General features: G+C 48.9%; 10 protein-coding genes and 1 pseudogene. 10 read left to right on the top strand and 1 reads right to left on the bottom strand.

The window, feature by feature from the left end:
* The first annotated feature begins 98 nt into the window (after nucleotides 1-98).
* The 7 genes from QEV83_RS08125 to asnB all read left to right on the top strand — a co-directional run bounded on the left by QEV83_RS08125 (nucleotide 99) and on the right by asnB (nucleotide 9,665).
* Complete coding sequence (locus tag QEV83_RS08125; RefSeq protein WP_280130697.1) at nucleotides 99-1,607, top strand: oligosaccharide flippase family protein; 1,509 nt, start codon at nucleotides 99-101, stop codon at nucleotides 1,605-1,607.
* Between the two features lie 205 nt (nucleotides 1,608-1,812).
* Nucleotides 1,813-2,865, top strand: coding sequence for a hypothetical protein (locus QEV83_RS08120; RefSeq protein WP_280130696.1), 1,053 nt, complete (start codon nucleotides 1,813-1,815; stop codon nucleotides 2,863-2,865).
* A gap of 104 nt (nucleotides 2,866-2,969) precedes the next feature.
* The gene (locus tag QEV83_RS08115) at nucleotides 2,970-4,130 is read left to right on the top strand and encodes a glycosyltransferase family 4 protein (RefSeq protein ID WP_280130695.1); all 1,161 of its coding nucleotides are present in this window, start codon (nucleotides 2,970-2,972) and stop codon (nucleotides 4,128-4,130) included.
* Between the two features lie 4 nt (nucleotides 4,131-4,134).
* A complete protein-coding gene (locus tag QEV83_RS08110; RefSeq protein WP_280130694.1) occupies nucleotides 4,135-5,274 on the top strand; it encodes a glycosyltransferase in 1,140 nt (379 codons plus the stop codon).
* 1 nt (nucleotide 5,275) lies between these two features.
* Entirely contained in the window at nucleotides 5,276-6,391 is a 1,116-nt protein-coding gene (locus tag QEV83_RS08105) for a hypothetical protein (protein WP_280130693.1), read from the top strand.
* A 174-nt stretch (nucleotides 6,392-6,565) separates the two neighbouring features.
* Nucleotides 6,566-7,699, top strand: coding sequence for a glycosyltransferase (locus tag QEV83_RS08100; protein ID WP_280130692.1), 1,134 nt, complete (start codon nucleotides 6,566-6,568; stop codon nucleotides 7,697-7,699).
* Entirely contained in the window at nucleotides 7,662-9,665 is a 2,004-nt protein-coding gene (gene asnB / locus QEV83_RS08095; RefSeq protein ID WP_280130691.1) for an asparagine synthase (glutamine-hydrolyzing), read from the top strand. The genes QEV83_RS08100 and asnB overlap by 38 nt, the downstream gene beginning before the upstream one ends.
* Nucleotides 9,666-9,820: 155 nt before the next feature.
* Here the strand turns inward: asnB and QEV83_RS08090 are convergent.
* Nucleotides 9,821-9,970, bottom strand: a pseudogene (locus QEV83_RS08090) (IS3 family transposase); the annotation flags it as partial.
* Nucleotides 9,971-10,218: 248 nt separating this feature from the next.
* Here QEV83_RS08090 and QEV83_RS08085 point away from each other — a divergent pair.
* The 3 genes from QEV83_RS08085 to QEV83_RS08075 all read left to right on the top strand — a co-directional run bounded on the left by QEV83_RS08085 (nucleotide 10,219) and on the right by QEV83_RS08075 (nucleotide 13,064).
* On the top strand, nucleotides 10,219-11,064 hold the full coding sequence (locus QEV83_RS08085) for a class I SAM-dependent methyltransferase (RefSeq protein ID WP_280130690.1): 846 nt from the start codon (nucleotides 10,219-10,221) through the stop codon (nucleotides 11,062-11,064).
* A 412-nt stretch (nucleotides 11,065-11,476) separates the two neighbouring features.
* Nucleotides 11,477-12,283 (top strand): class I SAM-dependent methyltransferase, encoded by an 807-nt coding sequence (locus QEV83_RS08080; protein WP_280130689.1) that lies wholly within the window; start codon nucleotides 11,477-11,479, stop codon nucleotides 12,281-12,283.
* 10 nt (nucleotides 12,284-12,293) lie between these two features.
* Complete coding sequence (locus QEV83_RS08075) at nucleotides 12,294-13,064, top strand: methyltransferase domain-containing protein (protein WP_280130688.1); 771 nt, start codon at nucleotides 12,294-12,296, stop codon at nucleotides 13,062-13,064.
* Nucleotides 13,065-13,249: the final 185 nt, after the last annotated feature.

Genomic DNA, 13,249 nt, shown 5'->3' with positions numbered 1-13,249 from the left:
AAAGTTGAGGTCATTTGCAGTGCTCTTCTGTAACGGTCTTCCGCAGGGTCTCTTCCCGGGCAAATGCGCGACATCATTGTTGAGCGAAGTCCGGTGCCATGATCGAACTGTCTGCTACGCCACCGCACCGCGAACAGACAAAAGGGGAGCAGAGTTTGACGTTGATCCGGCGCGTAGCCTCTGGCGCAGCTCAGCTGACATCAGCCAATATCTTCGTTCGCGTGTTATCACTGATTGTCCTGCCAGTGTTAACACATCTTCTACCGCCAAGCGCCTATGGCTTAGCGTCGATAATTACAACCTTGATCTCGCTTTTTTCCGTTTTCGCGCTTGCAGGCGCTGACGTTTCCTATATTCGCGCTTACCATGCGCAGAAATCACCATCAGGCCAAGCCGTCGAGTCTTTGACGTGGCGCTTCGCGTTGGGCGCTTCGGTTTTGGCTGCGGTTTTGTCGGTTGCATGCTGGAGGCAAATTTCCGATACTTTTTTGGCTCCTCCTTATGCGGGCTTGCTGGTCGCCTCAGGAGTAATACTTGCAGTCGCGAATGCAATGGCCATGGCTCGCGCGAGGTTGCATAACCGTTATCACGCCATATTCTTTGCGACGATTGCATCTGGCCTGGGAGCGTCGGCGATTGCCATCGGCATAGCCTATTTTGGACGCCGCGATGAACTTCCGCTCGTTTTATCCTTACTCGTCGGTTATCTTATCCCTGTCCTCATTCTCGGGCTACCAGCCGTAAGCACATTGTTACAATCGTCAGGTCTCGGTTTGGCGGATCGGCGCCATGTTCTTGGCATTGGCCTGGCTGCAATTGTAACCGCTCCGGCTTATTGGATTATGGTTTCTTCGGACCGGTGGTTTCTCGCTTACTTTAAGGATGCCGCTACCGTCGGCGTCTATTCGATTAGCTATAGCATCGCCATCGTCGGTATGACGGTCAATGGCGCGTTCTTAACAATCTGGGCGCCCGAGGCCGCAAGGCTGTTCGAAGCCCACCCCTCCGATGGACCGCATGTTCTGGGCAGCATCACCGAAGGGGCGATCGCGGTGCTGGCTTGCGTGTGGTTAGCCGTCACGGCTGCTGGCGGCGATATGATCCGGCTCCTTGCGGCGCCAGCTTTCCATCCCGGCGCGGTTGTTATTCCATTCGTCGCGGCGGGCGTTTTTTTTCACGGAATCATCCATCTCGCGAATACAGTTTATCTTGTCGAGAAAAGGGTTCACCACACAATCGTTTGGTGGGTCGGCGGAGCGGCGATTTCTATCGCGCTTAATTTCCTCTTGGTTCCCAGAATCGGTATTATAGGCGCGGGGCTGAGCCAACTCTTCGCGTTTGCCATTACCTCTTCTGGGCTTTTGATTGGGGCGCGGCGGATGCTCTCCGCTCATATAAATTGGATGCGGCTTCTCCTTGTCATCGTTACCATCCTTCCGGCCGCATTTTTTATGCTTCCATCTTGGGCGGAGTCACCTCTTGTAAGCCTGCTGATGAAATTTCCAGCTGGTGTCGGAGTTGTTCTTGTTGTCGCCGCTTATTTTGGCCTCCCCGCTGTAGTTTATAAAAACGTCGTTTCTGCTTTGAAGTATAGCAGCGATGCCTAGACGACGTGGCTGATTAACAGGGCGCCGGCACCGGGACGCAGCAAGCACTCTTGCGGCCATCCTTGTCTCAGCCAAACTTTGTAATTGACCTGCTTGACAGCTTCAGGCGGACGAACCGCCACGTGTTCTTGCGGATCGTAACACAAGCTAAAACTTGAGACACAAAGTCTCGCGAGCATGGCGCATCGAAAAAAGGCATGCATCGATGAAAAGGGGCGTCGGCATAGCGTTATTCGTGGGCACCGTAATGACCCTTGCGAGCGGTACTGCCGGCCAAGAGGCAAATAGAAAAAAGAAGATCATCGAATGGGGATGGGACTCCCCGACGACAGCATTTGTACGAGAGAATATAGACAATATGGAGATGATGCCGTTTGATGGACTTGTCTTCGATCTCAAGCTTAGTGACGGCACGAATTTCACTTGGAAGATGTGGGGAGCGACAAGATACGAATATTCCGGCTTCAAGCAGATGGTCGAGGATTTAACTCAGACAGCATTTAAGTCATTTACCGACCGATTTCTGAGGGTCAACGCCACACCCGGGAACGTGGATTGGCTCGATGACCAGGCTTGGAGTGTCGTCGTTGATAATTTCTCAGCTGCAGCGAAGGTTGCAAAAGCTGGAAACTGCAAAGGCTTCATGTTTGATGTCGAGCAATACCAAGATAAGCCATTCAGTTTGGCCTTCTCGATAAATGTCCACAAAGCTACGCGGGAGGAATATCGGGCAAAAGTGCGGCAACGAGGGCGCGAGTTGATTACTGCGGTGTCCCAGGAATTTCCGGATATCGTAATTCTAATGCCTTGGGCCTACCTCGCCTCCAGCAACCAAGACTATTCACTACTTCCGGATTTTTTAGATGGCATCCTTGAAGCAGCACCGCCAACGATTATGCTTGTTGATGCTGGGGAGGGTGCTTACTATTTTAAAAGTTTAGGGGAATTCGAGAAATTGTACAAAGTAATTAAGGAAGATACGGCTCGCCTATCTGCGCTTCCGGAGATGTATAGGGAGAAAGTGGAGGCCGGGTTCGGCATTTGGATAGACGCGGATTCAAATAAAAAGGGATGGCATCAAGACGATTCCACCAGAAATTACTTTAATCCAAATGAATTCAAGTCTTCTGTAGGGGGCGCGCTGCAGACAAGTGATGAATATGTCTGGATTTATTCGCAGAGCGCTAATTGGTGGCGCGGAAAGAATATCCCAGGAGCATATATCGACGCCATAAAGGAGGCAAAAGATCATAAATAGAAGATAATTAAGTGCGATGGTTGGCTTATTAAATTGAAAAAGAATCCCCTAGCTTGCGCCAGGACAATAGCTGCTTCAGAAATAGATCAGGGATATCGGTCTCTATGAAATTGCTCTTTTTCATCTCCTCCCTAAGCGGTGGGGGAGCGGAGCGCGTCACTGTTAATTTGGCCAATCATTGGGCGAGCAAAGGCTGGCGGATTACGATTGTCACCCTCGCGCCGGTCACGGACGATTGTTATGCGTTGCATCCAGAGATTGTGCGCCGGTCGTTAAGCTTGATTGGTTCCAGCAGGAATATCGTTGATGGGCTCACGCGAAATCTCCACCGCATCAGAGCTCTGAGACAGGTGCTCTTGGCCACGGAGCCGGATGTCGCTGTGGGTATGATGAGCACTGCGTGTGTTACTTTAGCGTTGGCGGGCTGGGGGCTGACCAAGATTGAGGTTATTGGATCGGTCCACATCCATCCCCCAAGTGTTCCCACAAAAGCAGTTTGGAAGTGGATCGAGTCCATTGCCTACGGTCAATTATCGGCGGTGGTGGCGCTCACACAAACTACGGCGACTTGGCTCATCGCTCATACAAACTCGCGCCAAATCAGGGTTATACCTAATCCCGTCCAATGGCCCCTGCCGGTCACCGGGCCTTACATAGAGCCCGACGATTTATGCAGGCCCGGCCGCAAAATCATCCTTGCAGTTGGCAGGCTGGTCCCTCAGAAGGGTTTGGATTTGTTGATCTCCGCCTTTGCCACCATTGCGGAACGGCGGCAGGATTGGGATTTGGTGATGCTCGGCGAAGGCGCGGAGCGTCAGCGCCTGCAATCGCAGATTACCGCAAGAGGAATGGACTCCCGGGCTCTCCTACCTGGCTGGGCTGGAAATTTGGCTGCCTGGTACAAGCGGGCTGGCCTCTTTGTCATGAGTTCACGCTTTGAAGGGTTTCCAAATACCTTAGTCGAAGCAATGGCGCACGGCTTACCGGCCGTCAGTTTCGATTGCGATACAGGACCGCGAGATATCATTCGAAACGGCGAGGACGGCCTATTGGTGCCCCCTCAGGATTTGCCTGCTTTGACGGAAGCCGTTGACCGGCTCATGGGAGATGCTGACTTGCGTCGCCGCTTAGGTGTCAAAGCAAAGGAAACGCGAGACCGGTTTTCGATGGAATCAGTCGCGGCTATGTGGGAAGATCTTTTTAGAGATATTTTGGCAGATAGAAAGCGAAGAACCAGCGACGCTTGGCTTCCATTTGTAAAGTAACAACGTGACCAAAATTGATCAACGTCTGCTGGTTTTTTTCTTGATTCCCCACTTGACCGCCGGAGGAGCAGAGCGCGTCATTGTAACTTTGTTGAAATATTACGATCGAAATAAATTTCGACTAACGTTGGTAGTTATAGACAGTATAGAAGCATTTTATCTTGATGAAATACCAAAAGATATTGAATTGATCGATTTGCGGACCCGGAGAGTAAGATCGGCCATTTTAAAATTAGTGAGAATCATTTGGAAAAGGCGCCCCGATGTCGTGGTGTCCACCGTGGGCCATTTGAATCTCGCTTTGTCAATTGCCAAACCTCTGCTGCCCAAGAAGACGAGGTGTGTGGCAAGAGAAACAAGTGTCGTGTCCGTACATTTACGAGGTCAAGAAAACGCCAAAGTGTGGACTTGGGCATATCGTACTTTCTATAGCCGTTTTGACCACATCATATGTCAATCAGTCGAGATGTACGAAGACCTCGCCGCCAATTTCGCCATTCCGCTTAAAAAATTGACGGTGATAAACAATCCGGTGGACATTGACCACATAAAGCAATTGGCTGGGCATGGAGCAAAAACCAGCCTGGATTGCGATCTCGATTTCAGCAACAACGCTATAATTCACCTCGTCGCCGTCGGCCGTCTGGTACGGCAAAAAGGCTTCGATCTGTTGATAGAAGCTATTGCGCTATCCGGACTAAAACAACTCAGAGTAACCATACTCGGCGAGGGCCCCTTGCGGAAAACCCTGGAGCAATTCGCGCGAATGAAGGGGGTTGAACATCAGGTCCGGTTTATTGGCATTCAAAAAAATCCCTATCATTTTATGGCGCGTGCGGACGCGTTTGTTTTATGTTCACGTTATGAAGGGTGCCCAAATGTCGTGCTCGAAGCACTGGCCTGCGGAACACATGTCATCGCTACGCCGGCCCCAGGCGGGCTAGAGGAAATAGAGCGCTCCACAGGCGGGGTGCGTCTTACGGCTGCCGTAAGCGCAGCTTCACTGAGTACAGAATTGGTCCGATTCACAAGTAACAGACCGAAGATTGCCCAAATCAATTTAGACCAGTTTAGAGTCGATAAGATTGTCAAAGAATATGAGCGTATCTTGATAGGCGATACGCCCCGCAGTGGCTTTCCATAAGATGGCATATGAAAGTCACCAACCTAGCGCTATTGCTGGTTTTAGCGATAGAAGCCTAAAGGCTGCATCCAAGGACGGTAGTCAGATTTTTGTCTGGCTTCGCTCTTTGGCTTCATTATTAATTATTACTTCTGTATCGTTTCTTATGGCAGATCGTGAGCTATACACTGCGTTTGACGATGAAAACAACATTGCATATTTTAAAGCTGACAGCGCTGAAATCGTACAAAGAATATCCTCCCTCCAAGATCCCAAATTCCTCGTTTTTGATGAGCCGCTTTGGGATATCTATACCGCATTTACTGGGATATTACTTGGCCCGGAGGATGCGTTTCGGTTAACATTATTTTTAAGCACGTTTCTATTTTTATACTGTAGCACCATTTTGGGCGGGGGGAACTGGATAATAATAACATTTCTATTTTTAATTCATTATGGTTTAGCCACTCAAATGTACTATAATCAAATGAGGCAAGGGGTAGCTTTATCGGTATTTCTTGTGTTACTTGTTTCTTTAAAAATCCTTAGTAATTCTTCTAGGAAGATTTTTTCCTCGTTCATTGCGATTTTCATCCACACGTCTTTCCTTGTTGTTTTTGCTTCGGCGCTGGTTTCTGCGATGAAGCCGATAATACGTATAATCGTTGGCATATTAGGTATTTCTACATTACTTCTCTTATTTCAAACCCAGGACTTATTTGAATTCGTGAATGCTGGAAGACGTGAAGGTCTTTACGAGGGGACTGACTCTCTTAACTTAAATTTCTATATATCTAAAATTCCCGTGTACGCGGCAATATTTTACTTACTTTTGCCAAGAAAAAATGACCTAGATAACTCAGAATTTTATCATTTCACACTTATATTAACTATCATCTCAATTAGCTTAACACTCGTGCATTCAGCCGGGGCGCGATTAATAAATAATTCAGAAGCTATGATGTGCATACTGGTGGCGAGGAATATTAAGTTTCGAGCTGGGCAAGTTGCCTTTGGGATATTTGTTTTTTCAATCGTCGTGACGAATATTTTTGTAGATCGCCAAGCGACGGTCGCTTCTCAGGAAAGCATCATAACCAGATGGCAATTGATCCTTTTTTCGGAGCCATATTATTGATTCACATACCGTTGGTTTTGCTCACTCCCGAACGTCAAACAGCGACCCGACGATCTCCTCAGCAAAGATGGGTCAGTGCGCATCGCGATACTATGCTTTGTCAAAGATAAAGATCGCATCATAGCGGCCAGCTAAGCTAAAGCTAATCAGGGGCAGGTTCAAGGCGCACCGCACTTGAAAGTATTACACGTTATTACGGATCTGAACCAAGGTGGTGCTGAGACAGTACTCTACCGCCTGGTTGTTGCCTCGATGGGTAAAACCGAGCATGTTGTTGTTTCCTTGACAGACGAGGGCGTTTACGGACCGCTCTTCCGCGAACTCGGAGTTGCCATTCACGTCCTTGGTTTTCCGCGCGGTCGCGTAACGCTGATGGGACTCACTCGGTTGCGGAGTCTCATAGCAGGCAACAAGCCTGATGTTGTTCAGACGTGGATGTATCACGCGGATCTGATTGGTGGTTTGATGGCGCGCCTAACGGGCATCCGCGCAATATGTTGGGGTATTCGGAACTCCTGTTTAAACTCTCCGACGCAGAGCAAGTCATCTCGATATACAGCGTATCTATGTAGCTGGCTTTCCAGTTGGGTGCCGGCGGCCATAGTTTCCTGCTCTAAGGAGGCGGCGCGGGAACACATAAAGTTCGGATACCAGGCGAATAAATTCGCGGTGATCCCCAATGGTTACGACCTGTCCCGTTTTACTCCGCAGCCGCACGTAGGCAAAATATTGCGTGGCGAGTGGGGCGTTGATACCCAACTGCCGGTGCTGGGTATGGTGGCGCGCTGGCATCCTCAGAAAGATCACGCCAATCTCTTGGCGGCTCTATCCATATTGGCCAAAGATGGCTGGGATTTTCGCTGCGTTTTGGCCGGATCGGGAATGAAACCGTCAAATGCTAGTTTAAGCCAATTGATTTCCAAAAGCTCGCTTCAAGATAAGGTCATACTCCTTGGTCCCCGCGAACGCATCCCCGATGTCATGAATGCGCTCGATATTCATGTGCTGTCTTCTGTTGGAGAAGGATTTCCCAATGTGGTCGCCGAGGCCATGGCCTGTGGTACGCCATGCGTGGTCACCGACGTTGGCGATGCTGCATTGATTGTGGCTGCCACAGGATGGGTGGCGCCGCCAGGCGATCCATATGCTCTTGCTGGGTGCATCGAACAAGCGATGCTCGCCATTAGATCACCACGCTGGGAAAAGATTTCGGGAGCATGCCGGCAACGTATCGTGGAATGCTTTGGAATTGACAGAATGGTCGCGGCCTATGAAGATATTTGGTGCAAATGCTTGGCATCAAAATAAACGGATCGCGAGCATGTGCGGCATTGCGGGTGTATTTGGCGGTGAGTTTTCGCCACATGGGTTAGAAAATGTGCTGCGACGAATGGGTGATGTTATCGCTCATCGCGGGCCAGATGATTCCGGCACATGGGTAGACAGCGAGTCGCATGTGGGGCTGGTTCATAGGCGTCTGTCTATCCTCGATCTCTCGCCCACAGGGCACCAGCCTATGGTCTCGGCCTCCGGGCGCTTTGTCATCGTGTTCAATGGTGAAATTTACAACCATCTCAAAATGAGGAGTAGTGTCGAACAGGCAAGTTCTCAGACTGAGTGGCGTGGGTATTCGGATACGGAAACCTTGCTGGCTGGATTTGATACTTGGGGCATCGAGGAAACATTACAACGCTCGGTGGGGATGTTTGCCTTCGCAGTATGGGATCGGAAAAAATGCACTCTAGTCCTAGCCCGTGACCGCATTGGCGAAAAGCCACTTTACTATGGATATGCGGGAGGGGCGCTGGCATTCGGGTCCGAATTGAAGGCTCTCCTGCAGGTCCCAAATTTCAAACCGGAAATAAACCGCGACGCGCTGGCCATGTTTCTGCGGCATAGCTACATACCGGCTCCCTGCTCGATTTATAGCCGTGTGGCCAAACTGCCCCCTGCTTCTTGGCTGGAAGTGTCTGTTGATGCGGTGCGTCTACGAGTTTGGCCGGAACCAATGGAATATTGGTCGGCAACGAGTGCCGCAATTTCAGGCGTTGGCAATCCACTTGAGTTTGCCACTGATGCGGAGGCGGTCGACTCACTTGAATCCATTCTGCGGCAATCGGTGGCAGGCCAAATGGTGGCCGATGTGCCTGTAGGTGCATTCTTGTCCGGTGGCGTGGACTCGTCTCTCGTGGTCGCGTTAATGCAGAAGCAATCGAGCTTCCCGGTCAAAACCTTTACTATTGGATTCAGAGAGGACGGATACAATGAGGCTGGTTACGCTAAAGAAGTAGCCCGACACTTGGGCACGGAGCATTGCGAACTCTACGTCTCCCCCAAGCAAGTTATGGAAATGATTCCGAAGCTTGCGCAAATATATTGCGAGCCATTTTCTGACTCGTCGCAACTCCCCACTTTCCTTGTTTCCAAATTAGCGAGCGAGCACGTTAAGGTGTCTTTGTCTGGAGATGGCGGCGATGAACTCTTCGCTGGGTATAACCGGTATTTGTTTGCGGCGAAGTTGTGGGGCAGCATAGATCGCGTCCCTCTCGCATTGCGGCGTATAGCTGCTCGCACCATTCTATCGATATCGCCTTCTGCCTGGGACAGGCTCTATGGTCGAGTGTCGGGCCTTATCCCCAAAACGCAACGCTGGTCATCTCCTGGAGACAAGATGCATAAGGGCGCGATGTTGCTAGATTGTGAAAACGCTTTGTCCTTATATGGGCATTTGATCAGCCATTGGTGGCCGGAAAAGGTGGTGCTGGGCATGAATGAGGCCCACACTGAATTTCCCGAAAATCTGCCGAACCTACCTTCGTTTGTTGAACAGATGTGCCTGCTCGATTCGATCACTTATTTGCCGGATGACATTCTCGTGAAAGTGGATCGCGCCGCTATGGCAGTCAGCCTGGAAACACGCGCGCCGCTGATTGATCATCGATTGTATGAGTATGTTTGGCGTCTGCCTCTTCGATACAAGATACGTGAGGGGGCTGGAAAGTGGTTGCTGCGTCAGGTGCTTTATAAGCACATTCCCCGCAATTTGATTGACCGGCCCAAAATGGGCTTCGGTGTTCCCATAGATTCTTGGCTTCGGGGACCATTGCGTGACTGGGCGGAGGCACTATTGGATGAATCTCGCTTGCGGAACGAAGGTTATTTTGATTCGGCGCCTATACGTCAGCGGTGGCGCGAACATCTTTCAGGCAAGCGTAATTGGTCGTACCATTTGTGGGATGTGCTGATGTTTCAGGCTTGGTACGAAGCGAAATAAGAAGACACACCTAAGGGTGGGCCAGTTCAATGGAGGTGCATCAATCGCTTACGGATTGTCGACATAAGCTTGATCATGACGATCTCATCTTTCGCATCGCAGAGCACGTCGCGCGTGTGATCGAGCGACCAGTTCGCTCCTTGTGACGAGGTCAGCGGCGCCTTTTTCCCCAAAGCTCTTTGCCTCCGCCCCCATCGGCCTTTCTGGAAGCATTCTTCGCGATAGAGCCGTCTAAACTTCTTGTGGTTCACTCACGCTCCCTCGGGCCGGAGCAGGATCAGAAGGCGCCGATAGCCCAACCGGCGGCAGAGGGCTGCAAGTTCCCGACATCCTGCGCAGGATGGCATCGTCTGGCCGCATGATCCGATAAATTCAACCTGCTGGAAATCGCCTCAAGCCAATTTCAACATCGGCTGCGAATAGCATTGAAATAGGCGCGGCCAGGTTTCTGAGTAGAAGCCGATTTTCACTGAACTCCCAACAAGTGAGCTTTTCATAGGCAAACTACAGAACGGAAGATTGTAAATTCTAGCTCACACGAAAGGGAATAATAATGGCTGATATGGCGTCTGCAAGAGCATATGAAGAAGAAGTTAATGGTGGGGAACGTTTTAAATTTGGCGAAAATTGGACGCAGTTTCTAAATGTAATCGACGAATATAGGATAGAGCAAGCGGTCGATAGCCTTAAAAAAATGCTTGAGCTTGAAACTATGGAAGGCATGTCGTTTTTGGATATTGGAAGTGGAAGTGGGTTATTTTCACTCGCAGCAAGACGTTTGGGTGCCAAAGTCTTATCTTTTGATTATGATCCGAAATCGGTCGCTTGCACGGCTGAGCTTAAAAGGCGCTATTTTGAAAATGACAAGGCTTGGCAAATTGGGAATGGTTCCGTACTCGATAGAGACTATCTAAATACCTTAGGAATGTTTGATATTGTGTATTCGTGGGGAGTTTTGCATCACACTGGTGCTATGTGGACGGCGCTAGATAACGTTGCTTACAATGTTGCCCTCAACGGGAAGCTTTTTATAGCCCTATATAATGATCAAGGCAGAGCTTCAAAAATTTGGTGGTTGGTAAAAAAGACATATGTTGCACTACCTAAATATCTTCGATGGCTGGTTCTTGTCCCCGGTTATGTAAGCCTTTGGGGGCCTGTGACCATAAGGGATTTTGTTTTTTTCCGCCCATTTAGGACCTGGCTCACATACAAAAACAATCGTGGCATGTCGCCTCACCGCGATGTAGTAGATTGGATTGGCGGATTTCCGTTCGAGGTATCAAAACCAGAACAAATATTCGATTTTTATAAGAATCGTAGCTTCAAACTTACTAAATTAAAAACATGTGCTGGCAAGCACGGCTGCAATCAATTCGTTTTTCAACGCAATAACTGATGTGTGGGATAGAATCCGTTCGCGATGCCGTCCTGAACATCATGACCGGATCTAATGGCGGACGCCGCCGCCCGCCTTACGTGCCATCGGAATAAGCTAGCGCCTCGTTGAGGGGCGGAACGTCTGAACGTCTCGAAATCCAGCGCCACAAAGAACGCCGCAGGCTGGTCGCCCAGATCGCTCAGACGGTTCAGGCGACCAGAGGGCCGCTGCCTATGCGTAAGGCTCTGCGTCGGCCAGCGGGGTTAGCCCTCGTGCCTTTGTATATCGCAGTAAGCACTGAGTAACTCCACGCACATTTCCAGTATAATCGCCTTGGTCCCTTGGTCGACTTGACGTCATATTGAATGAGCAATCCTCGGACGGCGCGTTTACGGCGTGCCTTCTGAACTGAATAGGCAAGGATCAAATTATGCCTCCTTCCAACCCAAATACTTTCTCCGACGTTTCCCAAACAGCGGTCGCGTCGGCCGCCTTCTTTGAAACCGCGATAAAAGAGCTGGGGGGATGGGGCAGTCGTCCCACTATCGCAAAGGTAATGGATTTTGGATGCGGAAGTGGGCAGTTGGTTCACGCTCTTTGCCAGCGTGGCTTCGATGCCTATGGTTGTGACATCTCGGCCTATTGGGCCGAAGATCAAATTCCTATCCCGGACCGACTTAGCACAATCTGTCGGAGTCCATACCGGCTGCCATTCGACGATAATACTTTTGACGTGGTCATCAGTACACAGGTGCTAGAGCATGCTCAGAACAAAGAGGAATGCTTTCGAGAAATATATCGAGTTCTTAGACCGGGTGGATACTCAATGCATATTTATCCTGGGAAATGGTATTTGCCATATGAGCCTCATATCTATGTGCCTTTAATGAATTATTTTTGGCCATATTGTCCAATATGGTGGCTCCAAGTATGGGCTATCCTTGGGGTGCGCAATCAATTTCAACACAACCTATCGTGGCAGGCCATCGTTGCTTTGAATCATAAGTACTGCCGCGAAGGATTATCGTATTGGACAACTGGACAATATCAAGAACTATCTTTGAATATATTTGGAAATTTTGACTGGCCGGTGCAGTTCTACATTGACAATGCGCATGGAGGATTCGCGCGCTACTTCAAAAGGCTCCCTTTCAAAGCGCTGTCCGGAAAGTTAGGTAGAGAGACGCGAGAAGCCTTCCTGATTCAACAGAAGACACCCAAGGAGCGTGGAATATAAGGAACTAAAGATGAAAAATTTAATAATTAAATTTATCAAATTCAACAGAGATCTAAGCAAACAGTTCGATCTGATACTTCCTAAGAAATTTAGAATTGACGGAAATAGATTTTTTATGGATCAATTTGCTCCCCAATATTTGGAAAGCAACGTTAAGATTTATGATATCGGCGGCGGGAAACAACCTTATATCTCGCAGGATATAAAAAAATCGTTAGATCTATTCATTGTTGGTTTTGACATAGATCAAGATGAACTTAATCGTGCGCCACAAGGTTCTTATGATCAAATAATATGCGCTGATATTACAAAGTTTCAAGGTTATAAAGACGCTAACATAGTGATTTGCCAAGCTTTACTAGAGCACGTTAAAAACGTTGATCTAGCATTTGCTAGTATATCTAGTATTCTTAAAACTGGAGGCTTGGCATTAATATTTGTTCCTTCTAAAAATGCTGTTTTTGCTCGTCTGAATATTTTATTGCCGCAAAAATTAAAGCAGAAAATTCTTTACTATATTTTTCCAGAAACGCGCCATGCGCAAGGATTCTACAGCTATTATGACAAATGCACCCCCTGCGAATTTCGGGACCTCGCGAAGAAAAATCAATTTTGCGTCGAAAAAGAAAGCTTTCATTATATTAGTAGCTACTTTTCTTTCTTTTTCCCATTTTACTTTTTTTGGAGGCTGTGGGTCTTAAGTTTCTATTTAATTGCTCGCGAGCAGTCTGCCGAAACGTTCTGTATGGCACTGAGAAAGTCTAGTGAACCATTTGTTTAATCCTTCCCCTCTTCAACCCGCCAATCTGTCTGAAATCCAACGGAGAGTTCATGGAAAAGAACGGTTCCGTCAGCCACGTTTCATATTCATCGAACATGGTGGAACATCATCGAGATTGCGTCAGACCCAATTTTGCGCGCCGGCTCACATATTGATCACAGAACCTGCCTCCAGCGGTGCTAAAA

The sequence above is a fragment of the Methylocapsa sp. D3K7 genome (assembly GCF_029855125.1).
Taxonomy (GTDB): domain Bacteria; phylum Pseudomonadota; class Alphaproteobacteria; order Rhizobiales; family Beijerinckiaceae; genus Methylocapsa.
Note: the sequence above shows the minus strand (reverse complement) of the source record. Positions and strands in the feature narration are given on the sequence as shown.